We start from the raw sequence: 26,973 nt of genomic DNA, 5'->3' as shown, positions 1-26,973 counted from the left end.
GGTGAACGAAGTGGAAAAAGAGAAAAAGAACCGCGTAACATACCTGGTTCTTTCCGGTATCGCCATTTTCTCGGCCCTGTTTTCCTCCATTTCATACGCGCTTGTCCCCATTTTCCCGTTTCTGCTCGTGGTGCTTATATTTTCATTCAATCCGCTCTTTTTGGCCTCGGGAGTTGGTTTGATAATAATAAGCGGGCGGTACCGGGTTTCCGCCATTAACATGCTTGTCCCTTTCCTTGGGGTTGTGTCGGTAACGGCGCCGCCGTTGATGGCCGGTTTTTTGGACCGGGATAATTCGGCGGAGAATATGCTCGTTACGGGGGTTTGCGGCAACGCGGCAGTGTTGTTGGCCCTATTGACCGTCACCGCCGTAAGGTTGAGGAGAAAAAGCGCGGATGCCGTTCTTTGACCCGAACCTCAGGGCGGAGCTGATTTATGTAATAAAAGGCCGGGGGGACATTTTCCCCAAGGCCAGAAATTACATCTTCCTCTTTATCATTGCCTCTCTCAGCATCCCCTACGGTTTCATATCCGCCGCCTTAAACGTATGGGAAGTGCGCACGGACATGCAGGAACTGATGGTCCCGGGCGAGAGGATGGTCACCGTCACTCCGGGCCGGTGGACGCTGTACCACGAGCATCACACCTCGTTGAACGGGAAGGATATCGTGGTGTCTCCCCTGGATGAGGAGGACCTGAATATCCGCTTCTACGACGCGCAGACCAACCAGGTTCTTTACACTATCCCGCCCAACGCCAACGACCAGTACTACATATTCGGCAGGAGGGGGGCCGGCCTGCTGACCATGGTTATCGTTTCCACCGCTTCTTACAGGATGGTGGTGTCTGTATCCGATGCGTACGGCAACTACACTCCATTGGAGCATAAAGGGAAGATGCTTCTAACCCTATCCCCGGAAGTGGAAAACGTGAAGCTTGACGCCATGAGCCGCGGGATGGGGCATATAGTGGACACGGCGTTTGCCTGCTCCATCCTGGGGGTTCTCATCCATCTAATCAGGAGGTACAGGATCGAAAAGATTGAAAGCGTGTTGCGGGAGCTGGCGCGTAAAAAAGCGGATGCGATAAATTTCCGGGAAATGATGGACATGGGGTACGACCCGGAGATGGACAGCCCGTTTATCAGGGATAGCGGCCCCTATATTTAATCCTCTTCCTTCTCCACGGCGCCCCAGGTGAAGTTTTGAGGGGCCACCACCACGGTTATCTCCCCTTTCACCTGGCCCCGGGCGGAGAACTCCGCCGCCAGCTCCGCCGCTGTTCCCCGGACCACCTCTTCGTGGATTTTCGTAAGCTCCCTGGTGACGCACACAAGCCTGTCCCCCAGCAGTTCCGCTATTTCCACCAGGGTTTTTATGAGCCTGTGGGGAGACTCGTAGAACACAACGGTCCTCTGCTCGCCTTGCCAGGAGAGGAGCCTGGTTTTTCTTCCTTTCTTGCGGGGCAGGAACCCTTCGTAAACGAAGCGCGCCGTGGGGAACCCGGAAGCGATGAGCGCCGAAAGGAACGCCGATGGGCCGGGTATGGGCCGCACTATTATCCCTTCCATGGCCGCCATCCGGGTTAGGGCCGCGCCAGGGTCGCTGACACCGGGAGAGCCAGCGTCAGAAATAAGCGCCACGTTCTGTCCATCCAGTAGAGCCCGTAATAGTTCCGCAGACCGCCGCTCGATGTTATGCGAATGGTAGGAGACCAGTTTTTTCGCGTAGATGCCGTGCCGGTTCAACAATATGCTGGCGTGGCGTGTGTCTTCGCAGGCCACGATGTCGGCGGATTTTAGCGTATCGGCGGCGCGGATCGAAAAATCTTCCAGGTTGCCGATAGGGGTGGCCACCATGTACAGGACGCCTTTTTCCGGATGACCTTCCATGCCGCTGGATGTTTTAAAGGGCCTTCACCAGGCGCGTGGCGAAAAACCCGTCCATCCCCCCCTGCCCCGGCAGGATAAAAAGGTCCCCCTGGTCGGTGATAAACGGCTCCAGCTCCGGTCTGCCGGATTTTATATCATCCCTGGTGATGGCCGGATTTGAGGCTATAAGACGTTCAACCTGGTCCACCCCCTCTTCGGGCTCTATCGAGCAAACGGCGTACACCAGCGCACCTCCCGGGGCCAATGACTTAACCGCGCTGTCCAACATTCTTCCTTGGAGCTCCGCCATTCTTTCCACCGTGGCAGGGGTCTTGTTCCATTTCCCTTCGGGGTGGCGGCGGAACACGCCGGTGGCCGAACAGGGGGCGTCTATAAATACGGCCTGCGCGGGTTTTTTAAGGGGCCAATGCTCCGCCGCGTCCGCCACTACGGGATGGCAGATAGTAATCCCCTGGCGGGCCATGTTTTCGGCGAAGGCGGAGAATTTGCGGGTCGAGGAATCCATAGAGAAAATCAGGCCGCGGTTTTCCATGCGGGCGGCGAAAAATCCGCTCTTTATCCCCTTGCCGCAACAGATGTCCGCCACTACCTGTCCCGGTTTAATCTCCAGTAGGCTGGCGGCTATCATGGAAGAGCCGTCTTGCGGTTGCGCGTACCCCTCATCGAACAATCCCAGGCCGGGGGTGATTTTGCCGGAGGTCAACCGGTACCCCCAGGGGGCTAAGGGGAACTTTTCCGCGGAAATACCCCACCGGCCCATGAGTTTTTCGTTATCCGCCTCGGGCGCCTTCAACGGGTTCATCCTGAAAAACACCGGAGCCTGCTCGTTGCTGGCGGCTATTACCGATTCGGCCATCTGCTTTCCGAACCGGTCAACCCACCGGTTGCACAGCCACGCCGGAAATGAATAAGCCTCGGCCAGAAGCCCGGCGGGGGTGGTTTTCCCGCCAGACAGCGATTTTACTATTTCAGCTATTGAGGGCCTTGGGGACCCAAGTTTTACGCGCCGGATCAGGTTTCGCAGGATGGCGTTCACATAACCCGCCGCTTTGCGCGTGTCGGGATTGGATTTGGCCAGGTTCACCATTTCGTTCACCGCGGCGTAAGGTGGAACCTTGTCCATGGAGGCCAGTTGGTAAACCCCCATTCTCAGCAAAATCAACGGGGCGGTTCCCAGCTTTTCCACCGGCCTGTCCGAAAACTTGCCGATGATATAGTCCAGCGACATTTTCCACCGGGTGACGCCAAGGGTAAGCTCGAAAACAAAAGCCCTGTCCCGCTCTTCGTGTTTCTTTTTCGCGCGCCACTCTGTCAGGAGAATATCCAGCGGCGTTTTAGAGCTCTCCGATTTCCTGAGGATTTCGAAGGCGGCGCGTCTGAAAGGATCGCTCAATGGCTGTGTGGCGGCAAAGGAGGGTTTAACCCGGGGGCCATTCCATCCGCCTTCCGCCCAGCAGGTGGAAATGGAGATGGAATACCGACTGCCCCGCGTGACTGCCGGTGTTGGTCAAGATGCGGAACCCGCTTTTCTCCAATCCACGGTCTATGGCTATGTCGTTGGCCATCATTATTATCTTGCCCATAAGCTCCGCCTCATGAGCGGTAATGTCCAGGCTGGAAGACATGTGTTTTTTGGGTACTATGAGCACATGGGTGGGGGCTTGGGGGTTGATGTCCTCGAAGGCAAACAGTTCCTCTGTCTCCGCCACTTTTTGCGAAGGTATGAGCCCCGCCGCCACCTTGCAAAATATACAGTCCACCATGGGGAAAAGTTTACACCATGCGCCACCTGGGCGCAACGATGAGGATTTGTTCAGCCGGTCAACTTTTTGATAATCCTAACAAAAATTCCTTGTTCCCCTTTCTGCCCAGGATGGGGGATTCCGCCGTTCCAGTGGTTTTCAAACCCAGGTTTTCAAAAAAACCGGTAATTTCTTTCAACACTTCCTCATGGACACTCTCATCCCGGACTATTCCCTTGTTCACCTTGTCCCGCCCGGCCTCGAACTGGGGTTTCACCAGCAGGATAAGATGGGCGCCGGGCCGGAGCAAAGCCAGGAATGGCGGTATGACAAGTTTTAACGATATGAAAGAGACATCCGCCACCAGCATGTCCAAAGGTTCAACAATGGGTGTCATATCCATGTTGCGCGCATTCACCTTCTCCATGCTGATAACTCTTGGGTCGGAGCGAAGCCTGTAATCCAGCTGGTTCTCCCCCACGTCTATGGCGTACACCTTTACCGCGCCGCGCTGAAGCAGGCAGTCTGTAAAACCGCCGGTGGAGGCGCCCACGTCCACACACACATACCCCCCGGGGTTGATGTGGAAAATGTCCATGGCGTGGGCCAGCTTCACGCCGCCCCGGGAGACATAAGGATGGTCTTTGCCTTTTACGGCGATTTCCGCATCGTCCGCATACCGTTCTCCGGCTTTTTGCGCCGGGGCGCCGTTTACCGAAACCAGCCCCGCCAGGATGAGCGCCTGGGCGCGCTGGCGGCTTTCGGCCAGGCCCCGCTCAGCGAGAATGATATCCAACCGTTTCCTGGTCTGCGACATGGCCGGCTCCGGTGGATTTGGCTTCCTTGATGAATTCCCTCGCGGCCCGCTCGATACCGTCGGCGTCCAGCCCGGCGAAGGTTCTTTGTTTCTTCTGGTCGGCGTGGTCGATGAACGCGTCCGGTATGCCTATGCGGCGCACGGCCACATGGGGTAACCTGCGGGACTCGATAAGCTCCAGCACCGCCGAGCCGAACCCGCCCGCCAGCGCGTTTTCCTCCACCGTGAGGATAAGGCCGCATTTGCGCCCCATGGTCTCCAGCGTCTCCTCGTCCAGTGGTTTTACGAACCGGGCGTTCACCAGCGCCACCGAGTATCCGTCTTTCCTCAGCCGTTCCGCCGCTTCCATGGCCGCGTAAACCGGATGCCCCACCGCCACTATGCAGATGTCCGACCCGTCGGCCACAACCTCCGCCTTGCCCATGGGTAGCGGCTCTATATCTTTTGTGATTGGCACGCCCACGGCCGCGCCGCGCGGATACCTTACCGCCGCCGGACCCTGGTATTCGATGGCGGTTTTTAGCATCCGCCTCAGTTCCTGCTCGTCTTTAGGCGCCATCAATACCATGTTGGGGATGCACCGCAGGTATGTCATGTCGAACACCCCCTGATGGGTGGCGCCGTCTTCCCCCACCAGCCCCGCGCGATCCACAGCGAAGGTAACGTTGAGGTTCATCAGGCAAACGTCGTGCACTATCTGGTCGAACACCCTTTGCAGGAATGTGGAATATATGGCCACCACCGGTTTCATGCCCCCGGCGGCAAGGCCCGCGGCGAATGTGGTGGCGTGCTGTTCGGCGATGCCCACGTCGTAAAACCGCTCCGGATACACCCTTGCGAACCGGGCCAGGCCGGTGCCCTCGGGCATGGCGGCGGTTATGGCCACTATCTTCTCGTCCTCGGCGGCCAGTTCTATAAGCGTGTCGGCGAATACGTCTGTATATGTGCGTTTGGCCTGAGGCAGGTCTCCCGTGGCCGGATGGAAAGAGGATACCCCGTGGAAAGACTGGGCCTTCTCTTCCGCCGGGCCGTAGCCTTTACCCTTGGTGGTGACCACATGGATGAGTTTGGGCCCCTTAATTTCCTTGGCGGCCTGGAAAGTTTCTATCAGGTACGATATCTCGTGCCCTTCGATGGGGCCGATGTATTTATAACCCAAATCCTCGAAAAGCTTCCCCGGCACGATGATGCCTTTTATGGCTTCCTCGAACCTCCGGGTGAACTGCGCCACCTGGTCCCCCGCCAAATGCTGGAGCGTCTGGCCGATATCCTCTTTCAGCCGGACATACCATTTACCGGTGATGATGCGGTTTAGATGTTGAGACAACGCCCCCACGTTGCGGGAGATGGACATTTTGTTGTCGTTCAGCACTACCGTAAGGTTGGTGTGCATGGAGCCCGCGTGGTTCAAACCCTCAAAGGCCAGCCCGGCGGTCATGGAGCCATCCCCGATAACCGCCAGCACGCGATTGCTATCCCCCGCAAGGTCCCGGGCCTGGGCGAAACCCAGCGCGGCGGAAATGGAGGTGCCCGCATGGCCGGTGCTAAAGCAATCGTAAGGGCTTTCGCTTATGCTGGGGAAACCGGACACCCCGCCGCTCTGGCGGAGCGTGTCGAACCGGTCGTTCCTGCCGGTGATTATCTTATGGGCGTAACATTGATGCCCCACGTCCCAGACAATTTTGTCGTCCGGGGCATCGAACACATAGTGCAAGGCCAGGGTAAGCTCCACCACACCCAGGCTGGACGCCAAGTGCCCCCCGTTCCGGGAGACCACTTCGATGATTCTCTGGCGTATCTCGGCGGCGAGCTGGTTAAGCTCGTTTATGCTTAGTGATTTCAAGTCCTTAGGACTTGAAATCGTTTTTAATATATTGTAATCGACCTTTGGGCCCATCCACGCGCCCCGGTTGTCATTAAGATTCAATTAACTTGTTGATATTCGCACAATTCCTACGGGCTATCAACGGTTTATTAATACCCTCGGCCTGCGGAGCCGTATCTTGGTTGAAATGTTATGCCTTGAGGAATTCATCCACATCAATGCCGGATTCACGCAGGATTGCCCTTAAAGTGCCCTCGGCGAAATCCTTGCCGTGATGTGGGAGGGTAACTTTTTTGCCAGTATTGGGGTTACGCCATATTTCATGGCTTCCTGGCCCCGGCCTGTCAAAAATAAAGCCGAATAAACGAAGTTTTCTGGCCACTTCACGGTATTTAAAACCGGCCAGACGCCCCATTTATCTGACCGGGACGGGAATAGTAAAATCCGTCGGCGAAACCCCCTCGTCCACCATTTTCATCAGGGCCGCCGGTATTTCATCTCCATGATCCAGGCAGGATTCCAGTATCTTCCGCGCCAGCCCTTGAGCTATTTCGACGGTTTCCGTGATTGTGCGTCCCTCGGCCACCAAACCGGGCACGTCCGGGCTTGTGGCCAAAAAGCCGCCTTCCTCCAGCCGTTCCACATGTAACCTTATGGCCGCTTCACTCATGCCAAATCCCCAATCGCGGATTCTTTCAACCGTTTCTTATTCTGCGCTTTTCAACGACGCGTTTCAATCTCGTCGCTTCCCGGGTTCTACATGCCACTTAAAAAGCCCGGGCGATGACGTATTTGGCAAGGTCGCTCAACCGTTCCGCCGAATCGCCAAACATCTCCAGCGACTTTATGGCCCTGTCGGTAAGCCTGGTGGCCAGTCTGCGCGACTCTTCCACCCCTAAAAGCGCCGGGTAGGTAAGTTTCTTGTTCTTCGCGTCGGAGCCGGGGGTTTTGCCCAGCTTTTCCCTGCTACCCTCGATGTCCAGCAGGTCATCCACCACCTGGAAAGCCAGGCCGATGCTCCGTCCATATTCCGCCAACGCTTCGATTTCGTCCTCCCGCGCCCCGGCCAACTGGGCCCCGCCCCTCACCGATATTTCGATAAGTTTTCCGGTCTTGTGGGTATGGATGTATTCAAGGGTGGCCAGGTCCGCCTCCACCTTGTCGCCAGCAAACTGGATGTCTGCCATCTGGCCCCCCACAGTTCCCAGCGAACCTATGGCCCGGGCCGTGCGGCGGGTTACATCAAGCAAGGTTTCCGGGTCCACGCCGGGGAAATTTTTCGCATCCGCCAAAATCTCGAACGCCAGGGTTAATAGGCCATCCCCCGCAAGGATGGCCGCCGCCTCGCCGAACTTGATATGGTTCGTTGGCATGCCCCGCCGCAGGTCGTCATTGTCCATGGCGGGCAGGTCGTCATGGATGAGGGTATATGTATGTACAACCTCCAGCGTCACGGCGAACGGGATAACCTTCGCCCGGTTTCCTTTAACCGTGTCGCAAGCGGCCACGGCTAAAATCGGGCGAAGCCGTTTGCCCCCGGCGAAAAGGGAGTACCGCATGGACTCGTGCAGATGGGGCGGATACGCCGTGGCGGCTGGAACCAGCCTGTCCATTTCCCGCTCCACCATGGACCGGATTTCGTTGAAATATGCGGTAAGGGGCATTGGCTAGATGGGAGCGTCCTGGGTGGGGTCTTCCATCGGCTCGGTGGCCAGCGCCCCTTCCTTGTCGCGGATGAGTTTTTCTATCTTTTTCTCCGCCTCGTCCAGTTTTTTCTGGCAAAGCCTCGACATGCGGATACCCTCCTCGAAAAGCGCTATGGAGTTTTCCAGCTCCAGGTCGCCCCCTTCGAGTTTGGTCACGATTTCCTCAAGGCGTTTAATGGCCGCCTCGAATTTTAATCCTGTGTTTTCTTTTTCGCTCATGGTTTTGAAGTTTAGCATGAGCGGGCGGGATTGGGAACGGTGTTGACCTGGCGAACGGGGAGTTATCCGCCCCGCCTACTCCCGCGCGGCCACCATATATGTGCGGTCGTATTTTTCCAAACCTTCGGCGATGGAGTCCGCCAGCGTATCCAGGTATTTTCCGTCTCTGAACCGCCGTTCCTCCTCCCGGTTTGATATAAACCCGGTTTCCACCAGCACGCTGGGCATGGAGGCGCGCCACAACACATAGAACATGGCCTGTTTCACCCCTTTGTCTTTAACGGGCACGTTGTCTTCCCGCAGGCCGCCCACCACGGACCGTTGCACCACGCCGGCCAGCGTGGACGAATCGTTCACTTTCTGAGTGTTCTGCAGGTCGCTCATTATGTAGGTGATGTCGTTCTCTATTTCGTTGCGTCCGCCGTGGGCTATCATGTTTTCCCGCGCGGCGGTCTCAAGCTCGTCTTTGCTCCTTGCGGGGGAGAGGAAATATGTCTCCACACCTTTGGCGCGCGAGTCCCGGCTGGCGTTGAGATGGATGGACACAAAAAGATCGGCGTTCACCGAATTGGCGAACACCGTCCGCTCGTCCAGCTCCAAAAACCTGTCGGTGGACCGGGTGAGAACCACCTTGCATCGTAACCGGTTCTCCAGCCTGGTCTTCAGTTTTTTAGCGATAGCCAGCGCCACGTCTTTTTCCATAAGCCCTGTGGGGCCTATGGCGCCAGGGTCTTTCCCGCCATGCCCGGCGTCTATCACGATGGTCCGTAGCGAACCACCCCGCGCCACAGTCGTGGCGGGCTTAACTGATGAACTTGCCATGGAAGGTTTTGGTTGTGGCTCCGGCCCTTTCATTGCCACGGCGGGCATGGGTTTGGCGCGGTTTAAATCTATTACTATGCGGAATGGCGAGTTTAAGGCCATCACGGCGCTTTCGGCCCCGGCATCCATATCCAGAGTCACCCTCTTTACCCCATCGGGCCCATTGCCCACCTTCAACCCTTTGGCCAACCCATTGTCGAAAGCCATCACCGGGGATAGGTTGGAGGCCAGGCTTGTGTCCATAAGGTCAATGTAAACTTTGCCCTTTTCACCGGCTGGCTCAACGCGGAAGGCGGTGCGGTCGGAAAAATCCAGCACCACCCGGGTGTATCCGTCGGTGGAATACCGGCGCACGTTGGTTAAAGTGGCCACTGGCTGGGCGCCATCCCCCTTTACCTCCGGTTTTTTGGCGGCAAGCTGTTCATCGGGTTTCCTGGCGGGTGTCAGCGCCTGCGATTTTATGCTGGTTTCCAATGGGGCATTTTGCGCCTTGGCTACCTTGTACCGGGAGTCCACCTTTTGCTTCATGGCGCTTTTATACGCGTATTTGGCCTTGGTGTTGTTCCTGGCCATAAACTCGATATCGCCAACCTGTTTTCGCGCCTCCCCCGCCAGACTACTTTTAGGGTATCGGCTTGCGAGGGTGTTGAAACTTCCAATGGCCTCGTTCTTGTCCGCCAACGAGCCGGACCGGCGATAAAGGTTTTTATACATCACCCCAATTGTGTACAGCGCGTCATCGGCCCTGGGGGAGGAGGAATTTGTTTTTACGATAAGCTTGAACCGGCTTATAACGCTCTCCCACTCCGCCCGGTTGGATATTTTTTTCGGGGATGAGAAGAGGGCAAGATATTGCTGTTTGGCGTTCTTATACATCGCCTCGGTGTTAGGATGGCCGGAGAACGCCGTTCCAAAACAGAGTACGACGCCAGTCAAAATACCCGAAAACAGCTTTAAGTACATTGTTAAACCAATGCGTACAATATATTGTAATGTTTAAATATATCCCTCCATTGTTGATTGTGTCAACTTCTTTGGCCCAGTTGCATGTAACTGGCTGGTTTTTATGGCCGCAGATATACCCATCCGCTTAATTGGCGTTCCGCTATTTCAGCCAGCCCCGCCGTGGCGTACCCCACGCCGGGAAGCAGGTCGTCTTTCGTTTTCTGCCGGACTTTCAGGGTGTTTCCGCAGGCGATGAACTCCACATCGTAAGCTTTTAAGGACTGGATACGTTCGTTGAACGCCGAGCCTTTCAACACCACGTCTATCCCCTGCCCGAACACCACCACCGCCATCCTTACATTGTTTTCGTAGAACTTGAGCAGGTTCGACACATTGTTGAATACGGCCTCCTGCTGTTTTACGTCGCCGGTGTTCAGCTGGATAACCAGTTTCCGGGGATTATCGAACGCTGGCTCCGGGCTGGCGATGGTATCCGCCCAGGCTGGAATCCCGTTAATCAATAAAAGGGCTGAAACCAGAAACAGGGCCATGCGGCTTTTCATGATGGACGACTCCGGGTTGATTGTTGGCTGATTGTCAAGATTACCACCATCAAGCTGAAAATCCCGCGCCGGGGTTATAATCCCTATTCGTTTTCGTATGGATACCACATGATCATAGGCGTTCCAAAGGAAGTCAAACCGGACGAATCCCAGGTGGTGACCCAGTTTGAATCTCAAATAATAGACAGATCCTTCACTTCGCTTGCGCTTCGTTCAGGATGACAATGTTATCAACGGCTTTTATATTGTCATTCTGAACGTAAGTGAAGAATCTCCCCTGTACTTTCAAACTGGGACACTACCGAATCCCAGGCTTGCCATGCGCCTGTCCCGTGTCCGGCCGGTTTTACGCTTTCAACGGTCACGGTCAGGTCCTCGTGATCCTGCGACGCCACGCCGGTGACAAGGTACGGCCCGCGGCCCGTGAGCAGGTGACCGTAACGGGCGTAAACCGATGGGAACAGCGTGGCCTCAAAAATGTCCGTCTCGTCTTCCAGCGTGAGGAACTTCATGAACTGCCCGTGGACGGTCCGGGTCCGTTTGGCGGTAACAAGCCAGCCAGCCAGCGTTACGGTTTCGCCCACGTGGTTAATGAGGTCGGCGGCGTGGATGATCCTGTCGGCCGGATGGAGCCTGAACATCCGCAACGGATGGGCGCTGGCGGTGAAGCCCAGCGTTTCCCGCTCCATCCGGAGTTTTTCGGCGGCGGGATAATCCGCAATACGGGGGATGTCCGGCGCGAAGGGGGGCTGGCCGGTTTCCGCGAAAAGCCCGTCATGCGGGGCAGGGCGGTTACGTCCGGCGGCCCGCCACAGCCGGGCTATCCATAAAAGCTCCGGCCGGGTATGGCCGAAACAGTCCAGCGCGCCGCTGTTTATCAGCGCCTCGGCCTCCGCCATGTCCGGCCGGGCGCGGCTCAAAAAATCCTCCACCGTCGAGTATCGCCCCGCCAGCCGGTTCCCGGTTGTGGCCCCGATGAGCGTTTTCGAAAGCCCCTTTACGTGGGACAATCCCACCCGGATGGCGTTATGCCTTCCCGGCGAAAAAGCCGCGTTCCGCTCCACCCTCACGCCGCTTCGCATGGCCCATCCTCCCTCACGCGGACGCTTTTGCATTCCGCCCCGCTTTCGTTCACGTCCGGCGGCAATATCCTGATGCCCAGCCGCCGCGCCTCCTCTATGTACTCCGCTGTGTCGTAGAAGCCGCCCCGGTTCCTTATGACCGCCGCCATGAACTCCGCCGGGTAATGGGCCTTCAGATAGGCCGCACGCCAGGACAACACCGCGAACGATGCGCTGTGGGCCTTGCAGAAGGCGTATCCGCCGAAAGACTCCACCTGCCTCCATATCTCTTCGGCCACGCCCATCTCCACCCCCCGCTCCACGGCGCCTTCGATGAACCGCTCCCGGTATTTCTCCATGCGCTCCCAGTTGCGTTTCTTGCTCATGCATTTTCGCAGGCTGTCGGCCTCGCCCAACCCCATTCCCGCCACGGCGTTGGCCACTTTCAGAACGTCTTCCTGGTATATCATCACCCCGTAGGCGCCTCCCAGGGCGCGCTCCATGACAGGATGGGGGTATGACGGTTTCTCCAGACCCAGGGCGCGGTTGATGTACGCTTTCATCATCCCCGAATCGGACACGCCGGGGCGGATTATGGAGCTGGCCGCCACCAGCGTCTCGAAATCGCCAACCTTCAGCTTGCGAAGCAGGCTACGCATTCCCGGCGACTCTATGTAGAAACAGCCGATGACCCGCCCCTCCCGCATGATCCGCCGGGTTGGGCCGTCCGCAACGGGATCTATGACGCGCCAGTCAATGTGGTGGCCGTAATGTTTTTCCGCGTCCTCCATGGTGTCGGCTATCACGGCCAGCCCTTTCTGCCCCAGCAGGTCTATCTTCACAAGGCCCATGTCCTCCACGGGGTACATGTCGAACTGGGTGATGTTGAACCCTTTGGCCGAACGCTGGAGCGGAACCAGCCTTGTGATCGGGCATGGGGCTATCACAATCCCGCCGCAATGGATCGAAAGACCCCGGGGATACCCTTCTATCTTCTTTCCCGTGGCTATGATGGTCCTGTACGGCTCCTCGTTGAGAGGCAGGTTGCGGCATTCGGGTATCTGGCGTTTCACCTCCTCTATGTCGGAGAGGCGGTAGTAGCCGGGCATTTTCTTCGTGAACCAGTCCAGCTTTTCGATGGGGACGGCCAGGGCCTTGCCCACCTCGCGGATTATGGAGCGGCCCCGGAACGTGTTGTAGGTGGATATCATGGCGGCGTTGGCGGCGCCGTATTTTTCATAGACGTAGTTTATTATCTCGTCCCGCCGGTTCCAGGGGAAATCCAGGTCTATGTCCGGATGGTCGGTGCGCTCCGGGTTGAGGAACCGCTCGAAATAAAGGTTGAGCGTGATGGGGCACACGTCGGTTATCCCCAGCAGGTAGCAGACGATGGAGTTGGCCGCCGAGCCGCGCCCGCAGGTGGGGATGCCGCGCTGTCTGGCCTCGCGGGCTATGTCCCACACGGCCAGAAAGTAGTCCGCGTAACCCATGACCTCGATTATCGAAAGTTCGTATTCCATCCGGCGGGTCACTTCTTCCGCGGCTTCGCCGTAACGGCGCGGGACGCCCTCATGGGCCAGCCTGCGCAACATGCCCGGGGCCGTCTCCCGGCCGGGTACGGGGAATTTGGGGAACCGGGTCTTTCCCGTCTCCAGCCGGAACCGGGCCATGTCCGCTATGGCCATGGCGTTTTCCACGGCTTCCGGAACCTCCGCGAAAAGTTTCCGCATGGCTTCCGCCGGTTTGAGCCACGACTCTTTGTGGACGGCCGCCCCGGCTGGTAACCTGGTAACGGTGGTGTTCTCCCGGATGGCGGCCAGCACGCGGTGGATCTCATATCCTTCCGGCATGGCGAAATGGACGTTGTTCGTTGCCACGCAAGGGACGCCGAACCGGCGGGCCAGTTTCAGCCCCCCGGCGATTTTCCTGCGGGACGCCGTGTCGTCATGATTCACAAGCCCCACGTACATCGCGCCGTCGCGTCCCGCCAGTTTTCCAGCCTCTATCACCGAGTGGTCCGGCGAGATGACTATCACGTCCGGCGACAGGGTGGAAACGGCTTTGGCCAGTTTGAACCTTTCATCCAGGTGGCGGGCGGTTATCAGGCCGCACATCTCGCCATAGCCTTCCAAAGTAAGCGGCAACAACAGGGCGTATTGCGGATCGGGGGAGTAGGCTGGCGCCTGCGGGCTGTCCACCAGCGCCCCGGCGATATGCCGCACGCCGGTTTCCCCGGCAATTTTCTGGGCCGCTATCATCCCGTAAACGCCGTTGGTTTCCGTTATAGCCAAGGATTCCATGCCCAGTTCCCCGGCGCGTTTGAACAGGGTTTCAAAGGTGTCTGCCCCCGCCATCAGCGAATGGCAGGAATGACTGTTCAAATGGATAAAACCCCGGTTCATACCACCACTCTCCAATATATCGAACAAATAGCGAAAATATAAGTCATGCAAATACAATCTGCTATCTTCGTTGCCACCACCTCTTGAAAGTATTTTCGCTATACTTTCGATTTAATTGTGGCGCAGTTTACAGGGAAAGTCAATGAGGGTTGCGGTGGTGTCTCAGTTTGAATCTCAAATAACAGACAGATCCTTCACTTCGCTGGCGCTTTGCCCAGGATGACAATGTTATCAACTGCTTTTATATTGTCATTCTGAGCGTAAGTGAAGAATCTCCCCTGTACTTTCAAACTGAGACACTACCAAGGTTGCGTAGTAACGGGTCAGTGAAATTAAAGCGCGCGTTTCTGGTAATGGCAGAAGGCTGGAGTGAAGGGTTCGCGCTTATTGCCTGCGGGGCCGGATCAGCCGGACTGCGGCGTCACTTCAATTACCGCCGCAATCCTAAAAGCGTTCACGAGTGCTATAATCCCTAATCGCTTTTTAGGGGAACATAGGTGATCATAGGCGTTCCAAAAGAAGTCAAACCAGACGAATACCGGGTGGCCGTCACTCCGGCGGGAGTCCGCCAGTTGACGCTTGCCGGGCATGAAACCCTTGTCCAGCGTGGCGCGGGGGAAGGTTCCGGCATACTCGACGCCGAATATGAAGAGGCTGGCGCCCGGATGGTGGATACCGCCGGGGAAGCTTGGGGCGCAAATATTGTGGCCAAGGTGAAAGAGCCCATCCCTTCCGAATACCAGTTTTTGCGCGAGGGGTTGATCCTTTACACGTTCCTGCATTTGGCCGCCGCGCCAGAGCTGGCGAAAAAACTTCTGGAAACCGGAACCGTAGCCATAGGTTATGAAACCGTCCAGGATCAGGCCACAGGGGCGTTGCCCATGCTTATTCCGATGAGCGAAGTGGCCGGAAGGATGGCCGTTCAGGCCGGGGCGCGGTATCTGGAAAAAGAAAATGGCGGCCGGGGGGTATTGCTGGGCGGGGTACCCGGGGTGCCGCCGGGAAAAGTGGTGGTGCTAGGCGCCGGCATAGTGGGGATGAACGCGGTGAAAATTTCCTTGGGGTTGGGCGCCAGAACCCAGGTGTTGGATACGAACCTGACGAAGTTGCGGATGATCGACGACATTTTCGGCGGGCGGGCCGAAACCATGTATTCGAACCAGCATACCGTTTGCGCCGCCATAGATGACGCCGATATGGTTATCGGCGCGGCGCTGGTGGCTGGTGGGCGCACGCCAGTATTAATCACCCGGGACATGCTGGCCGATATGAAACCCGGCTCCGTGATAGTGGACGTGGCGGTGGATCAAGGCGGCATGGCCGAAACCACCCATCCCACGAGCCACTCAAACCCGACTTATGTTGTTGATTCGGTTACCCATTATTGTGTATCCAATATGCCTGGGGCCGTGCCGCGCACTTCAACTTTCGCTTTGTCCAACGCCACCTTTCCCGGACTGCTGGAGCTGGCGGAAAAAGGGATTGATAAAACAATGCGCTCCAACTATTCTATGCGGATGGGTTTGAACGTGGCCGAAGGAATGGTTACCCACCCGCAAGTGGCGGAATCCCTTGAACTTTCGTATAGATTTCCAGAAAAATGGCTATAAAGCATCTGGGCCGTTTTGAAATAATAGAAGAAATAGGCAGTGGCGGCATGGGTCTCGTCTATAAAGGGCGGGATCCAAAAATAAACCGTCTTGTGGCCCTGAAAGTTGTGCGCCCGGCCCTAGGCTCCAAAAGCGCCGACCAACAGCAGGCCGCCCACAGGTTCCATGTGGAGGCCCAGGCCGCCGGCCAGCTTTCCCACCCCAACATAGTCACCATATACGATGCGGGGGAGGAAGCCACTCCCGACGGTACCATGGTTTACATCGCCATGGAGTTTCTTAGTGGCCGTGGGCTGGACTGGCACATAAACAACCGCACTTTCACCAACCTTGAAGAGATAGTAAACATTGTCCGCCAGATAGCCGAAGGGCTGGACTATGCCCATAAGCGGGGCGTTATCCACCGGGACGTTAAACCGGCCAACATCATTGTTACAGAAGAGAATATTCCGAAACTTACCGATTTTGGCCTGGCCAGGCTTTCGGATTCGTCTTTGACCATGACCGGAACCATTTTGGGCACGCCCAACTATATGTCACCCGAACAGGTGCAGGGGCGCCAGGTGGACGCCAGGTCGGACTTCTTCTCTCTAACAGTCCTGCTGTACGAGATGATCACCAACGAGAAACCGTTCTCGGCCGAGTCTATCACCTCGGTAATCTATAAGGTGGTCAACGAAGAGCCCATCCCACCCCGCAGGCTGAACGCCACTTTGCCGCCGGTGGTGGACGCTTTTATAAAGAAAGGTTTGGCGAAGAACCCGGATTCGCGGTTCCAGAACGGCCAGGAATATATAAGGGCGCTCAACGCCATCCTTACGAATTCAGAAAAGGATTTCAATATCTTAGGGGACTCCACCATCGTTATTGATGGCCGTATGGCCCCAAAAATCCCGTCCATGAAGGGTATGCCGAAGCTTGGTGGAAAGACAGGCATGTACATTGGCGGTGGTGTGGGCGTGGTATTGGCCCTGCTGGTGGCGGTATTTGTGTTCTCCGGCGGAGGGGAAGAAAAGCCTCAACAGGTGGCCAAGGTGGAGCCCGCCCCGGCGGCTACGCCCAAGCCTGCGCCTGAGCCGGTAGCGGCCACATCTGCCCCCGTCGCCCCGGTGGCGTCTGCGCCAGGTGCGGCGCCGGGCACACCAGCGGTTAAGCCAGAGAAGAAAGAGCCGGTCAAGCAGGCTACCTCTGTAACACCGGAAACGGAGAAACCGGCTCCGGCGGCTGGCGCAAGATACGGATATCTTACGGTGAATTCAGAGCCGGACGGAGCCGAGGTGTTCATAAACGGCAAGTTTATCGGCTCCACTCCAATCAATAACATGAAGGTCAAAAGCGGTGATTTAACCGTAAAGATAAACAAAAAAGGCTATAAACCCCAGGTGAAACAGATCACATTGGGGACAAAGGGGAGCTTTTCCGCCGCCCTCACCAGGATAGCCGAGCAAACCGGATCCACGGCTAAACCCTCCACCACCAATGGCTCAACTTCGGCTTCCGCCGATTCCGGCGCATTGGAGATATTTGTCCCCGGCGGCAGTGTTACTTACGTGGACGGCAGGGAATTCAAGACCGAGCGGGTGCATGTGAAAAACCTTTCCACCGGAACGCACCTTGTATATGTCCAGTTTAAAGGCAGGTCGCCTTATAACAACAGGGTAAAGATAAAAGCCGGTGAGACTTTGCGGCTGGATTTACGCTGATTCCGGGGAAGATAAAGAAAAAGGGGCGCTAACCGGCGCAGGCTTTTTGTAAAACCCCGCGCTGGACTAACTCCCCTTTACGATGCTCTGCAGAATGGCCTGGGCCACATCTCCGCTGGAAGGATGATACGTTCCCTCCATCACCTGGGACTTTATCTGCGCCACTTTGGCCGCCCTGGACAAATAAGGGTCCGACTCCATGGCGATGCGATAAGCCTTGATGGCCGCTTTGCTTCTTTCGGAAACCGTGGCGGCGCTGGAAGCCATATCGAAGCCTTTTGGGGCTTCCGCCTCCTTTTTAGCCGGAGCAGGGGATTTCTTTACATCCTCCTTTTCGGCTTTCCGGACTTCCTGGGGTTTACCACCCGTTATTCTTTCAATTACCATGACCTATATCCTTTACGAGGATACCACGATTGTCTTTCGTAATTGTTATATCGGAACCCTCACGGTCAAAGTTTAGGGAAATCAGTTTACCCCCAAACAACCCTCAACAGTACAAGTCCTTAATATAGTTTAAGGATTATATCATCGCGGATGTATAATTATTAATAATTGGCGCGCGGGGACTAAAGTATTCCGAAAAAGCGCCGATAAAGCTGATGAGGTGGAATCTGGAGATTGAGTTATGCCGTTATTCGCAAGCGGGGCCGGTAGTTATGGGACGGTGGGTATGGGCTATTCCCGCACCAAGATGATGCAGACGCCCCCCGGGAACTCCAAGATGATGCCGGCCACCAACCCTTCTTCGCTACAGAGCGTTGCGGCCCAGCACACGCAGAATTTTGTGGCCAATGGCCGCAAAGTGGCGCAGGGCGCCCAGGGAAGCTCTAAGATCAGCATCAAGGCATAAGGGCTTGGTTGATTATTACCCTTGAGGCTTTCAGATAGTGTATTGCTCCCCGTAACCCTCTTGAACCGGTTGACTTAAAAAGCGTTTTTTATTATCTCCAGCTTAGGGCCTCCTCCTTCGCTAAAATCCACGGAAACCACGTCGAACCGGATGGAGCGGTTGGTTATCTTGTTCCTCATGGCATAAAGCTCGGCGGCTTCCCGGAGCCGTTTTTCCCGTTTGTGGTTTATGGATCCCAGGGGTGTGCCGAATGAATGGTTGGCCCGGGTTTTCACCTCCACGAACACCAGAGTCCCATTATGGTCGGCGATGATGTCCACCTCGCGCCGGTACACCTTCAGGTTGCGATGGAGTATTTTATAACCCCCGCCAATAAGGGCGTTGGCGGCCAAATCCTCCCCCAGCCTGCCCAGCCGTAAATGCCCTGCGCTGGAACCCGTCCTTGCCTTCAAGAACGCCACTCTATCCAATATCCAGCGGATCAAGCTACGCCATATATGTCCCATTTTAGGTTAAGGAAGGGATAGATATTTGCCCAAAAAGCTTTTCTGATACTTCTTTGGCCAAATGCTCCTTCACTCCCCTGAAGGTTTTGCGATGGATGGGGCTGGGGCCGTGTTGGCGGATAGCTTCCAGATGTTCCGCCACTCCGTATCCCTTGTGCCGCTGGAAACCGTAAACGGGATACTGAAGGGCATGCTCTTCCATTATCCTGTCCCGCGTCACCTTCGCCAGCACCGAGGCGGCGGCGATGGAGAGGGACAACGAATCCCCCTTAACAATGGTCCTTTGCGAACCGCGCCAGGATATCTTCTGGTTGCCGTCTATCAGCAGGTGATCCGGCTCAACACCCAAACCCTCCACCGCCATGCGCATGGCCATTTTTGTGGCCTGAAGGATATTTATCCGGTCTATTTCATCCGCCTCCACAGCGGCCACTTTCCACGCCACCGCCGTTTCCATGATTGTGGGGTAAAACTTCCGCCTGGCATCTTCGGAAAGTTTTTTAGAGTCGGTCAGGCCGGGCATGTCCACCCCCGGCGGAAGAATGACCGCCGCGGCCACTACCGGGCCCGCCAAGGGGCCGCGGCCGGCTTCGTCCACCCCGGCCACGCGGCAAAACCCCTGGGCCGCCGCGTTCCGCTCGAAGGTGAGCATTATTTCACCACACCGTCTATAAGCTGTCCGGCGGGCGAGCCGTCGGGCAACAGGACCGGGTTTAGATAAATATCGCTGTGTTTCTTTTTCAGCTCGCCTATCTTGTCCATTATCTCGTCCACGATAGCCTGGGAAGTTTCTTTGGTGTCTGGCAGGTCGTAGAAACGGGACAGATCCACCGGTTCACCGAATACCACTGTGTATGGCACTCCGAACCATGGGCGGGGCCTGCCAGGCCAGAAAAACTTGTCGGTATTTATCACCAGGGTGGGGATCACCACCGGATGGGCGCTGTAGGCTATCCAGCCAACGCCGGGCCTGCCTTTGAGCAGGTTGCCGGTTTTGGTGCGGGTGCCTTCGGGAAATATCATGACCATATATTTCCGGGCGGATACCGCGATTCGTTTCATGGATTCCACATCCCGTGAGTGGCGTTTCACCGGGAACGCGCCCCAAAACTTTAAAATTGGACCCATCACGGGAACCTTGAAAAGCTCCTCCTTGGCTGGGGTTATGAACGGGCGTTTGGAGTAGGCGAAATAAGGTATCAACATGGTATCCACGCCGGATACGTGGTTCGACGCCAGAAGCGCCCCACCTTCTTTGGGAAGGTTCTCAAGACCGATGGCCCTGGAGCGGTTAAGCGCCTTGTAAAACAGCCAGGCCAGAGGCATACCCGACGCCCGCCCGATTAAATTAATAAAGGACTGGATCGGGGACAGGCTGAACTTTTTCTCTTCGTCTTCGCTAATTATCAGCATGATTATGGAATATAACCGACAGGGACTTTCAGGACAAGCCCCCGGCGCGTTATAGATAAGGCTCCGGATTACCGCCTAGAAATTTTATTAGTTGCGTCATGTCTTCGGGCAGAGGCGCGCTAAACTCCATATGCTCTCCGGACACCGGGTGGACAAGTTTCAACCGCCACGCGTGAAGGGCCTGGCGCTTGATTGGATAACCCCCGCCGGAACGGGCGTAATCCTGATCCCCCGCCACCGGGCAGTTTATGCTCTGCATATGCACTCTTATCTGGTGGGTCCTTCCGGTCAACAGGGAGAGCTCCACCACGCTGGCTTTCCCGAGGTTTTGGGTGACCCGGTATTTTGTTGCGGCGGGCCTGCCGCCCCTTTTCAACACCGCCATCTTTTTCCTTTGCTTGGGATGCCGCCCGATGTTGGCTTCAACCACTCCCTCGGCCTGTTTTGGCGATCCCTTCACCACCGCCACATATACCCGGGACATGGCTCTCTCGGAAAGCTGGTTTGTGAGGGATTGGTGGGCGCGGTCGTTTTTCGCCGCCACGATAAGCCCGGTGGTGTCCTTGTCCAGCCGGTGCACTATGCCCGGCCTCAGCTCACCCCCCACGCCGGAAAGGTTGCCCATGCAATGCTCAAGCAGGGCGTGCACCAGCGTTCCCGTAAAATGCCCGGCGGCCGGGTGGGCCACCATCCCAGCGGGTTTGTTGATTACGATGATGTCATCATCCTCATACACGACATCCAGCGGAATGTTTTCGGGTAGGACCTGCGCCGGTTTTGGCGCGGGGATGGTGAAAGCCACCGTATCGCCGGATTTTAGTTTTGTGGACGCATGCGCCACCTTGCCGCTGACGCTAACCAGCCCTTCGTCTAACAGCTTCTGGACGAACGAGCGGGAGAGACCAGCCGGGGAATCGGCTATGAACTTGTCTATCCTCGCTCCGGCGGAATCTGGCGGAACCGTAAGGGTGACGCTGTTAATCCCTTCCGGCATCGGCCCCGGCGGCGTCTTTCCGCTTTTTAAAATACATGGCGATAGCCAGGGTTACACCCAGGGCGCCAAGTATTTGCGAGGTGGACAATAGACCATGGAACCAGAACCCCCTGGGATCGCCCCGGAAAGATTCCACCACTATCCGGCCCGAAGAATAAAGGCCAACCCATGTCCACCATATCTGGCCGTTAAATTTCTTGTATGGCCTGATGAGTGTCAAAATGCCGAACACTATAAGCTCGTTGAGCGCATCGTAAAGCTGGGTGGGATGCAACGGCACGTCCAGTGGGGCGATGGATTTTACATCGCGGAAGGTGACCGCCCATGGCACGTTTGTCTCTTGCCCGTAACAGCAACCTGCGAAGAAACAGCCCAGCCGGCCCAGCACATGCCCCAGGGCCACCCCCGGCGCGGCGATGTCGCCGAACTTCCACAAGTTAAAGCCGTATTTTTTCGCGCAGATGTAAAGGGCCAAAACCGCGCCAATAACGCCGCCGTAAAACACAAGGCCCCCTTCCCAGAATTTTACGATGTCCAGCGGATGGGTGGCGAAATGTTTATATTCAACTATGACGTAGGCCAGGCGGGACGAAAGGATAGCCGAAAGCACCAGCCAGAACGCCGTGTCGTAAACCACCTGGGGATCGAACCCCTCTTTGTTGCCCAGCCTGGCTGTCCAGGCGATGCCCAGCATAAACCCGGAAGCCACCAACAGGCCATAAGTGTGGATGGTTATGGGGCCGAACTCAAAAAGTACAGGATGCATCTATGGTTACGCCTTCGATTTAAAAATAAGTTACTACGGATATATTATCAGCTTATTTTCAGCAAAATCTTCCGCCCGCCGCTTTGCGCGGCCATTTTCATGGCCTCCACGCCGTTTTCCAGCGGTTGCGCCGAGGCTATAAGCGGCCCGGTTTCGATCAGGTTTTTTTCCAGGGCCGCCAGCGCCTCCACAAAAGGGCCGCACCGGGAGCCGGTGACGGTTATTTCGTCTATCACCAGTTGGTTCAAGTCAAACCCGCCAGGCTGGGCCACGGTGGTTTTAAGCACTATAACCCCCCGGGGTTTTACCAGCCGCGCCGCCGTGGCAAGGCCGGTTTGGGAACCGGTGGCGTCCACCACCACATCAAAGGCGCGACCAAGGGTTTGCGTCTGGCTTTCCGTCTTAAACTCCACCCCTTTTGTCTTCAAAAATTCCAGCCGCTCAGGATGCCGCCCAACTACCGTCAAGCCGCATCCGGTAATGGCCAGCGTCTGCGCTATCAGAAACCCCAGCTTGCCGTCCCCCAACAGCGCCACTTTGTGGAACGGCCCTATGGGAACCTGGTTGTTTATCTGGAACGCCGCCGCCAGAGGCTCGGTGAATACCGCCTGCCTGTCGCTTACAGAATCCGGCACGACATGCAGGTTGGCGTTTGGCAGAACGAACCGTTCACAAAAAGCGCCGTCGCGGTTGACTATCCCCAGCACCGTGCGGCTGGGGCAATGGTTGCCCAAGCCTGTCCGGCACATGTTACAATTACCACAGGGGCAGTTTATCTCGCCTGTCACCCGCTTTCCGACGAACCTCGATTCGTCCGACTGTTCCACCACTCCCACGAACTCATGGCCCAGCACGCCCTTAAAACCCATGTAACCTTTGGCCAGTTCCAGGTCCGTATTGCATATCCCCGCCAGGGTGGGGCGGATAAGCGCCTCGCCGGGGTTAGTTGCTGGAACGGGGTAATCCCGGTCAAGGGTTATGACGTTATCGAGTTTTAAGGCCAGCACCGCGTTTTGGATCTAGTTGGGGAAGGTCAGGCCGTCGGCGGTTTGCACTGTCACCGGAACATCTTTAAATGGCCGGTCCGCGCCTTCCTTGAGGGTTTCTATGGACAGCTCCGTTACGTCGGCGAACAACTGGGTGACCGTATCCCCCACGGTGGTCTGCCGGACTATTTTAACCGCCGCAATGCGGCTGTACGAGTCCAGATAAATGTCGATACTCACGAGCCGGCGGATGTCCCCCGGGCCAATGAAACTGGAGTCTATCCCCCAACTGGAAGGTTGGGCGGCGGGGTCTTTCACCGCATGGACTATGCGTACCTGGGTAACCTTCGGCGCCGACCGGCTTAAAACTTTCGCGTCCGCCACGAAGGCGGTTATCATCATCAAACCAACCGCCAGGGCGATAGTTTTAATAGAGGATAGCCCCATTTTCGTAAGCCTTACCTGCTATGGAAATATACTGGTGGCGTTTGCGTGGCCAGGTAGTCCACCGCTTTAATGATGCACACGCGGATGGCCTTTTCCATGGGTGTGTTCGCATACCCCCCCAGAAGAAACGGAACCGGCACGCCGCCGATGGCCCCGCCTATTCCGGCGAACCAGTCACTGGATTTACCTTCCACGGTGACAGCGCCAACTATACGGCCGCTTTTTGTGTCCACCACTTTCATGTCTATGGCCATATACGCCTGTTTGCCGCCGCCGCCCAGGCCGAAGAACGCCCCGCCGCCAACGGGAACGCCCACGCCGCCTATGGCGCCGCCCGCGTCCGGCTCAAAGGAGGTAACAGCCGCCGTAACCAGCAGTTCGGCCCCTTCCATCTGGCCGATGGGGGCCGCGGTTTCCTGTTTTATCCTGCCGGAGGCGCCAAGGTCCTGCTCGGCCATTACATCCTTATGGTCGGTCCTGTCCAAAACGATGAACTTGTTTGTGTGGAACAGCGAGGTGGTAAGCATGTCCGCCAGACCCTGGCCCAGGTCTCCCGCGCCTTTGGCGGACTTTACGGTGAATTTGTTCACCGCCAGCCTAGCTTTCGGCCCGCTGTAAGCCTCCTGCTGGGCCTGCTCCATGGTGGGCCCGCCACCGGATGTAACCGTGGCTTCCGGTTCCGCGGCGAAAAGGTTTCCGGAGGAGATGGCCAGCCCGAAGGCCGCCGCCAGGATGACATTTAAAACACTCTTTTTCATCAAGACCCCCTGTATAGAAAGCCCAATGTTTATCTTGCTTAAAAGGATACACCTTTGCGGTGGCTCCAGCCAGTCAAAAGGCCATAAGGGATGGCGAACTGTGACTGACTTTTAGGATATCCGGGTCAAGATTGAACAACTTTTTAATTAGCGGAAACGGGCCGCTTGTGAACACGTCTGGTTCTTTTTGGTTTGGCTAGTCTTCCCGCAGTGAGCGTAAGAGAGTACCCCATAGCGTTAAGAATCTTGTGGATGCTTTTCCAGTTGGGATTACCTTTTTCCGACAGAACCTTGTAAAGGTTCTCACTGTTCAGTTGTGTTTTTCCAGCGATATTGGAAATCTTTATTCCTTGGGCCTCAATTACATTTCTCAAGGCCACAAGAAACATTTTGGGGTCGCTATCTTCCAGGGCGGTTTTCAGATATTCAAATGTCGCAATGTGTTAGCCATTACAGTCACGCCGGGGTGGTGTCTCAGTTTGAATCTCAAATAATAGACAGATCCTTCACTTCGCTTGCGCTTCGTTCAGGATGACAATGTTATCAACGGCTTTTATATTGTCATTCTGAGCGTAAGTGAAGAATCTCCCCAGTACTTTCAAACTGGGACACTACCCTCGCCGGGGCCAAGTTGACAAAAAACAGCCCATAAAGCATCATTTATTGTTCGGTTCCGGTGGCGGGTAAGGGTTTTACACCATTAAAATATCAGGGCTTGTGACATGCATCATTTCGAGTACAAGGACGGCGAATACCATTGCGAGGATGTACCTCTTTCCAGAATAGCGGAGAAGGTGGGTACTCCCTTTTATTGTTACAGTTCGGCCACGCTGAAACGCCATTTCGAGGTGTTCGACAAGGCGTTCGAGAGCGTACCTCACCTGATATGTTTCGCGGTGAAGGCCAACTCCAACCTGGCTGTCCTGAAACTTTTCGCCAAGTCCGGCGGCGGGGCGGACATAGTGTCCGGCGGCGAGCTTTTCAGGGCGCTGAAAGCCGGGGTGCCAGCCGAGCGCATAGTGTACGCGGGCGTGGGCAAGACCCGGGACGAGATAAGGCAGGCCCTCCAGGCGGGAATCCTGATGTTCAACGTGGAATCGTCCCAGGAGCTTATGGCCATAGACGCCGTGGCCGCCGAGATGGGTGTGAAGGCCCGCGTCACCCTGCGCGTGAATCCGGACGTGGACGCAAAGACCCATCCATACATATCCACCGGCCTAAAACAGAACAAATTCGGCATAAGCTACACCTCGGCGCTGGAGGAATACCGCCAGGCCCGCACTTTGGCGAACATAGAGATAGTGGGTATCCACAAACATATTGGCTCGCAGATAACCCAGATAGCGCCCTTCGTGGACGCGCTGGAGAAAACGCTGGACCTGGTGCGCCAGCTGAAGGAGGAAGGGATAGTCATCCGCTATATAGACATCGGCGGCGGGCTGGGCATAACGTATAAAGACGAAGCCCCGCCCCATCCCAAAGACTTGGCGGACGCCGTTGCCCCGCTATTGAAAGACACCGGTTGCACCATCGTTTTCGAGCCGGGCCGGGTGCTGGTGGGCAACGCCGGGGCGCTGGTTACCCGTGTGCTTTACACCAAGCACAACGAAGGCAAAACCTTCTTCGTGGTGGACGCGGGGATGAACGATCTGGCGCGCCCGTCGCTTTATGGAAGTTATCACGGCATTTTGCCCGTATCCGCCGAGGTGGCGGAGCGCAAGAAAGTTTCCGCCGACGTGGTGGGGCCCATCTGCGAATCGGGCGATTTCCTCGCCAAGGACAGGGTGCTACCCTCGTTCAAACAAGGCGAGCTTATGTCTGTAATGAGCGCCGGGGCTTATGGATTCACCATGTCGTCCAACTACAATTCCCGCAGGCGGGTGGCGGAGGTTATGGTGAACGGATCCAATTTTGAGGTTGTCCGCGAACGGGAAACCATGGAAGACTTGATACGGGGCGAAAAAGTGCCCTCTTTCCTGGAGTGACGCCATGGCCATATTCGAATTCACCAAGATGCACGGGCTGGGCAACGACTTTGTAATGATAGACCTGCGCAAGCGGAAGATGCCCGGCCTGGCGAAAAAGGCGAAACTTATTTGCGACCGGCGTTTCGGCGTGGGGTGCGACCAGCTGATCACCATAGAGCCGTCGAAAAAGGCGGACTACAAAATGCGCATCTTCAACGCCGACGGGAGCGAGGTGGAGATGTGCGGCAACGGCATCCGTTGTTTCGCCAAGTACCTTTGGGACAGGAAAGACCCGAAGATAAGGAAAAAGAAGTCCCTTGCCGTGGAGACACTGGCGGGGATAATCCGCCCCGAGATGGTGGGCGACAGGCTCGTTCGGGTGGACATGGGCGAGCCCATACTGGACGGCCCGGCCATACCCACCAGGTTTGAAGGGCAAGTGGTGGACAGGCCGTTTACGGCGGGTGGCAGGGATTACCGCATCACCACCGTTTCCATGGGCAACCCGCATTGCGTCATCTTCACCGACAGCGTGGACAATGTGGCGCTGGAGCAGGAAGGGCCCGTGCTGGAGAACCACCCGGATTTCCCCAAACGCATCAACGTGGAGTTTGTTGAAGTGGTGGGGAAAGACCATGTGAAAGTGCGCGTGTGGGAGCGGGGCAGTGGCGTTACGCTGGCTTGCGGAACCGGCGCCTGCGCCGTGGGCGTGGCCTCGGCGTTGAACGGCAAGACCGGCCGGAAAGTGAAGGTGGACCTGCCTGGCGGCCAGCTGAAAATTGAATGGGGCAAAGACAACCGCGTGCTTATGACCGGCCCCGCCACGGAAGTGTTCAGGGGCAAGATGGGGGTTTAGACTCTCGTCATTTATCGTTGTGGCGGACATTCGTGTCCGCTTTTTTATTCCTGCCACAGAAAATCAACGGAATTCACGCTTTTGCCGCCACTGGTGAGATGGGCTTCAAATCAACCATTAA

General features: G+C 56.5%; 30 protein-coding genes. 7 read left to right on the top strand and 23 right to left on the bottom strand.

Going from position 1 to position 26,973, the window contains the following annotated elements; all coding sequences use genetic code 11:
• Position 1: 1 nt before the first annotated feature.
• Entirely contained in the window at positions 2–409 is a 408-nt protein-coding gene (locus tag HY751_08200; protein ID MBI4666374.1) for a hypothetical protein, read from the top strand.
• Positions 396–1,169 (top strand): hypothetical protein, encoded by a 774-nt coding sequence (locus tag HY751_08195; GenBank protein ID MBI4666373.1) that lies wholly within the window; start codon positions 396–398, stop codon positions 1,167–1,169. Before HY751_08200 ends, HY751_08195 begins: the two co-directional genes overlap by 14 nt.
• Here the strand turns inward: HY751_08195 and rsmI are convergent.
• The 13 genes from rsmI to HY751_08130 all read right to left on the bottom strand — a co-directional run bounded on the left by rsmI (position 1,166) and on the right by HY751_08130 (position 13,993).
• Positions 1,166–1,858: a 16S rRNA (cytidine(1402)-2'-O)-methyltransferase gene (rsmI, locus tag HY751_08190; protein ID MBI4666372.1), complete on the bottom strand. Its 693-nt coding sequence runs from the start codon at positions 1,856–1,858 to the stop codon at positions 1,166–1,168. The genes HY751_08195 and rsmI overlap by 4 nt on opposite strands.
• Positions 1,859–1,904: 46 nt before the next feature.
• On the bottom strand, positions 1,905–3,284 hold the full coding sequence (locus HY751_08185) for a hypothetical protein (GenBank protein MBI4666371.1): 1,380 nt from the start codon (positions 3,282–3,284) through the stop codon (positions 1,905–1,907).
• A 25-nt stretch (positions 3,285–3,309) separates the two neighbouring features.
• Entirely contained in the window at positions 3,310–3,654 is a 345-nt protein-coding gene (locus HY751_08180) for a histidine triad nucleotide-binding protein (GenBank protein MBI4666370.1), read from the bottom strand.
• 58 nt (positions 3,655–3,712) lie between these two features.
• Entirely contained in the window at positions 3,713–4,450 is a 738-nt protein-coding gene (locus HY751_08175; GenBank protein MBI4666369.1) for a TlyA family RNA methyltransferase, read from the bottom strand.
• Complete coding sequence (locus HY751_08170; protein MBI4666368.1) at positions 4,410–6,347, bottom strand: 1-deoxy-D-xylulose-5-phosphate synthase; 1,938 nt, start codon at positions 6,345–6,347, stop codon at positions 4,410–4,412. Before HY751_08170 ends, HY751_08175 begins: the two co-directional genes overlap by 41 nt.
• Positions 6,348–6,465: 118 nt before the next feature.
• Complete coding sequence (locus tag HY751_08165; protein MBI4666367.1) at positions 6,466–6,690, bottom strand: type II toxin-antitoxin system HicA family toxin; 225 nt, start codon at positions 6,688–6,690, stop codon at positions 6,466–6,468.
• Positions 6,691–6,945 carry a type II toxin-antitoxin system HicB family antitoxin gene (locus HY751_08160; protein ID MBI4666366.1) on the bottom strand — a complete coding sequence of 85 codons (255 nt, stop codon included), beginning with the start codon at positions 6,943–6,945 and terminating at the stop codon, positions 6,691–6,693.
• A gap of 97 nt (positions 6,946–7,042) precedes the next feature.
• The gene (locus HY751_08155) at positions 7,043–7,939 is read right to left on the bottom strand and encodes a polyprenyl synthetase family protein (protein MBI4666365.1); all 897 of its coding nucleotides are present in this window, start codon (positions 7,937–7,939) and stop codon (positions 7,043–7,045) included.
• A gap of 3 nt (positions 7,940–7,942) precedes the next feature.
• Positions 7,943–8,200 carry an exodeoxyribonuclease VII small subunit gene (gene xseB / locus HY751_08150; GenBank protein ID MBI4666364.1) on the bottom strand — a complete coding sequence of 86 codons (258 nt, stop codon included), beginning with the start codon at positions 8,198–8,200 and terminating at the stop codon, positions 7,943–7,945.
• A 75-nt stretch (positions 8,201–8,275) separates the two neighbouring features.
• Positions 8,276–9,958, bottom strand: a complete 1,683-nt coding sequence (locus tag HY751_08145; GenBank protein MBI4666363.1) for an N-acetylmuramoyl-L-alanine amidase — start codon at positions 9,956–9,958, stop codon at positions 8,276–8,278.
• A gap of 128 nt (positions 9,959–10,086) precedes the next feature.
• On the bottom strand, positions 10,087–10,530 hold the full coding sequence (locus HY751_08140; protein MBI4666362.1) for a DsrE family protein: 444 nt from the start codon (positions 10,528–10,530) through the stop codon (positions 10,087–10,089).
• A 248-nt stretch (positions 10,531–10,778) separates the two neighbouring features.
• Positions 10,779–11,612, bottom strand: a complete 834-nt coding sequence (locus HY751_08135; protein ID MBI4666361.1) for a hypothetical protein — start codon at positions 11,610–11,612, stop codon at positions 10,779–10,781.
• Positions 11,597–13,993, bottom strand: a complete 2,397-nt coding sequence (locus HY751_08130; protein ID MBI4666360.1) for a DNA polymerase III subunit alpha — start codon at positions 13,991–13,993, stop codon at positions 11,597–11,599. The genes HY751_08135 and HY751_08130 overlap by 16 nt, the downstream gene beginning before the upstream one ends.
• Before the next feature lie 497 nt (positions 13,994–14,490).
• Between HY751_08130 and ald the strand changes: the two genes are divergently transcribed.
• The gene (gene ald / locus HY751_08125; protein ID MBI4666359.1) at positions 14,491–15,603 is read left to right on the top strand and encodes an alanine dehydrogenase; all 1,113 of its coding nucleotides are present in this window, start codon (positions 14,491–14,493) and stop codon (positions 15,601–15,603) included.
• Positions 15,594–17,306, top strand: coding sequence for a serine/threonine protein kinase (locus HY751_08120; protein ID MBI4666358.1), 1,713 nt, complete (start codon positions 15,594–15,596; stop codon positions 17,304–17,306). The genes ald and HY751_08120 overlap by 10 nt, the downstream gene beginning before the upstream one ends.
• Before the next feature lie 66 nt (positions 17,307–17,372).
• Here HY751_08120 and HY751_08115 read toward each other — a convergent pair whose 3' ends face one another.
• Positions 17,373–17,693, bottom strand: coding sequence for a flagellar biosynthesis anti-sigma factor FlgM (locus HY751_08115; protein ID MBI4666357.1), 321 nt, complete (start codon positions 17,691–17,693; stop codon positions 17,373–17,375).
• A gap of 241 nt (positions 17,694–17,934) precedes the next feature.
• On the opposite strand from HY751_08115, the gene HY751_08110 reads away from it, so the two are divergent.
• Positions 17,935–18,159, top strand: coding sequence for a hypothetical protein (locus tag HY751_08110; protein ID MBI4666356.1), 225 nt, complete (start codon positions 17,935–17,937; stop codon positions 18,157–18,159).
• 74 nt (positions 18,160–18,233) lie between these two features.
• Here the strand turns inward: HY751_08110 and HY751_08105 are convergent, their stop codons facing one another.
• The 9 genes from HY751_08105 to HY751_08065 all read right to left on the bottom strand — a co-directional run bounded on the left by HY751_08105 (position 18,234) and on the right by HY751_08065 (position 24,418).
• Positions 18,234–18,620, bottom strand: a complete 387-nt coding sequence (locus HY751_08105) for a YraN family protein (protein ID MBI4666355.1) — start codon at positions 18,618–18,620, stop codon at positions 18,234–18,236.
• A gap of 46 nt (positions 18,621–18,666) precedes the next feature.
• Positions 18,667–19,320, bottom strand: coding sequence for a ribonuclease HII (locus HY751_08100; GenBank protein MBI4666354.1), 654 nt, complete (start codon positions 19,318–19,320; stop codon positions 18,667–18,669).
• On the bottom strand, positions 19,317–19,991 hold the full coding sequence (locus tag HY751_08095; GenBank protein ID MBI4666353.1) for a 1-acyl-sn-glycerol-3-phosphate acyltransferase: 675 nt from the start codon (positions 19,989–19,991) through the stop codon (positions 19,317–19,319). The genes HY751_08100 and HY751_08095 overlap by 4 nt, the downstream gene beginning before the upstream one ends.
• Positions 19,992–20,127: 136 nt before the next feature.
• Complete coding sequence (locus HY751_08090) at positions 20,128–21,072, bottom strand: RluA family pseudouridine synthase (GenBank protein ID MBI4666352.1); 945 nt, start codon at positions 21,070–21,072, stop codon at positions 20,128–20,130.
• Positions 21,056–21,838 (bottom strand): prolipoprotein diacylglyceryl transferase, encoded by a 783-nt coding sequence (lgt, locus tag HY751_08085; GenBank protein MBI4666351.1) that lies wholly within the window; start codon positions 21,836–21,838, stop codon positions 21,056–21,058. The genes HY751_08090 and lgt overlap by 17 nt, the downstream gene beginning before the upstream one ends.
• 47 nt (positions 21,839–21,885) lie before the next feature.
• A complete protein-coding gene (locus tag HY751_08080; GenBank protein MBI4666350.1) occupies positions 21,886–22,845 on the bottom strand; it encodes an alcohol dehydrogenase catalytic domain-containing protein in 960 nt (319 codons plus the stop codon).
• 12 nt (positions 22,846–22,857) lie between these two features.
• On the bottom strand, positions 22,858–23,226 hold the full coding sequence (locus HY751_08075) for a hypothetical protein (GenBank protein ID MBI4666349.1): 369 nt from the start codon (positions 23,224–23,226) through the stop codon (positions 22,858–22,860).
• 56 nt (positions 23,227–23,282) lie between these two features.
• Positions 23,283–24,029, bottom strand: coding sequence for a hypothetical protein (locus HY751_08070; protein ID MBI4666348.1), 747 nt, complete (start codon positions 24,027–24,029; stop codon positions 23,283–23,285).
• A gap of 143 nt (positions 24,030–24,172) precedes the next feature.
• On the bottom strand, positions 24,173–24,418 hold the full coding sequence (locus HY751_08065) for a hypothetical protein (protein ID MBI4666347.1): 246 nt from the start codon (positions 24,416–24,418) through the stop codon (positions 24,173–24,175).
• 333 nt (positions 24,419–24,751) lie between these two features.
• Between HY751_08065 and lysA the strand changes: the two genes are divergently transcribed.
• On the top strand, positions 24,752–26,014 hold the full coding sequence (lysA, locus tag HY751_08060; protein ID MBI4666346.1) for a diaminopimelate decarboxylase: 1,263 nt from the start codon (positions 24,752–24,754) through the stop codon (positions 26,012–26,014).
• A gap of 4 nt (positions 26,015–26,018) precedes the next feature.
• Positions 26,019–26,852 (top strand): diaminopimelate epimerase, encoded by an 834-nt coding sequence (locus tag HY751_08055; protein ID MBI4666345.1) that lies wholly within the window; start codon positions 26,019–26,021, stop codon positions 26,850–26,852.
• Positions 26,853–26,973 lie beyond the last annotated feature (121 nt).

The organism is Nitrospinota bacterium, from assembly GCA_016208975.1.
GTDB lineage: Bacteria > Nitrospinota_A > UBA7883 > UBA7883 > JACRLM01 > JACQXA01.
The sequence above is the reverse complement of the archived record's forward strand: the minus strand, read 5'-3'. Positions and strand labels throughout refer to the sequence as shown.

Excerpts from the sequence above, each read along its gene's own strand:
- HY751_08195 (MBI4666373.1), top strand. The coding sequence starts at position 396 with ATGCCGTTCTTTGACCCGAACCTCAGGGCGGAGCTGATTTATGTAATA.
- rsmI (MBI4666372.1), bottom strand. The coding sequence starts at position 1,858 with ATGGTGGCCACCCCTATCGGCAACCTGGAAGATTTTTCGATCCGCGCC.
- HY751_08180 (MBI4666370.1), bottom strand. The coding sequence starts at position 3,654 with ATGGTGGACTGTATATTTTGCAAGGTGGCGGCGGGGCTCATACCTTCG.
- HY751_08175 (MBI4666369.1), bottom strand. The coding sequence starts at position 4,450 with ATGTCGCAGACCAGGAAACGGTTGGATATCATTCTCGCTGAGCGGGGC.
- HY751_08170 (MBI4666368.1), bottom strand. The coding sequence starts at position 6,347 with ATGGGCCCAAAGGTCGATTACAATATATTAAAAACGATTTCAAGTCCT.
- HY751_08165 (MBI4666367.1), bottom strand. The coding sequence starts at position 6,690 with ATGGGGCGTCTGGCCGGTTTTAAATACCGTGAAGTGGCCAGAAAACTT.
- HY751_08160 (MBI4666366.1), bottom strand. The coding sequence starts at position 6,945 with ATGAGTGAAGCGGCCATAAGGTTACATGTGGAACGGCTGGAGGAAGGC.
- HY751_08155 (MBI4666365.1), bottom strand. The coding sequence starts at position 7,939 with ATGCCCCTTACCGCATATTTCAACGAAATCCGGTCCATGGTGGAGCGG.
- xseB (MBI4666364.1), bottom strand. The coding sequence starts at position 8,200 with ATGAGCGAAAAAGAAAACACAGGATTAAAATTCGAGGCGGCCATTAAA.
- HY751_08140 (MBI4666362.1), bottom strand. The coding sequence starts at position 10,530 with ATGAAAAGCCGCATGGCCCTGTTTCTGGTTTCAGCCCTTTTATTGATT.
- HY751_08135 (MBI4666361.1), bottom strand. The coding sequence starts at position 11,612 with ATGCGAAGCGGCGTGAGGGTGGAGCGGAACGCGGCTTTTTCGCCGGGA.
- HY751_08130 (MBI4666360.1), bottom strand. The coding sequence starts at position 13,993 with ATGAACCGGGGTTTTATCCATTTGAACAGTCATTCCTGCCATTCGCTG.
- HY751_08120 (MBI4666358.1), top strand. The coding sequence starts at position 15,594 with ATGGCTATAAAGCATCTGGGCCGTTTTGAAATAATAGAAGAAATAGGC.
- HY751_08115 (MBI4666357.1), bottom strand. The coding sequence starts at position 17,693 with ATGGTAATTGAAAGAATAACGGGTGGTAAACCCCAGGAAGTCCGGAAA.
- HY751_08110 (MBI4666356.1), top strand. The coding sequence starts at position 17,935 with ATGCCGTTATTCGCAAGCGGGGCCGGTAGTTATGGGACGGTGGGTATG.
- HY751_08095 (MBI4666353.1), bottom strand. The coding sequence starts at position 19,991 with ATGCCTCTGGCCTGGCTGTTTTACAAGGCGCTTAACCGCTCCAGGGCC.
- HY751_08090 (MBI4666352.1), bottom strand. The coding sequence starts at position 21,072 with ATGCCGGAAGGGATTAACAGCGTCACCCTTACGGTTCCGCCAGATTCC.
- lgt (MBI4666351.1), bottom strand. The coding sequence starts at position 21,838 with ATGCATCCTGTACTTTTTGAGTTCGGCCCCATAACCATCCACACTTAT.
- HY751_08075 (MBI4666349.1), bottom strand. The coding sequence starts at position 23,226 with ATGATGATAACCGCCTTCGTGGCGGACGCGAAAGTTTTAAGCCGGTCG.
- HY751_08070 (MBI4666348.1), bottom strand. The coding sequence starts at position 24,029 with ATGAAAAAGAGTGTTTTAAATGTCATCCTGGCGGCGGCCTTCGGGCTG.
- HY751_08065 (MBI4666347.1), bottom strand. The coding sequence starts at position 24,418 with ATGTTTCTTGTGGCCTTGAGAAATGTAATTGAGGCCCAAGGAATAAAG.
- lysA (MBI4666346.1), top strand. The coding sequence starts at position 24,752 with ATGCATCATTTCGAGTACAAGGACGGCGAATACCATTGCGAGGATGTA.
- HY751_08055 (MBI4666345.1), top strand. The coding sequence starts at position 26,019 with ATGGCCATATTCGAATTCACCAAGATGCACGGGCTGGGCAACGACTTT.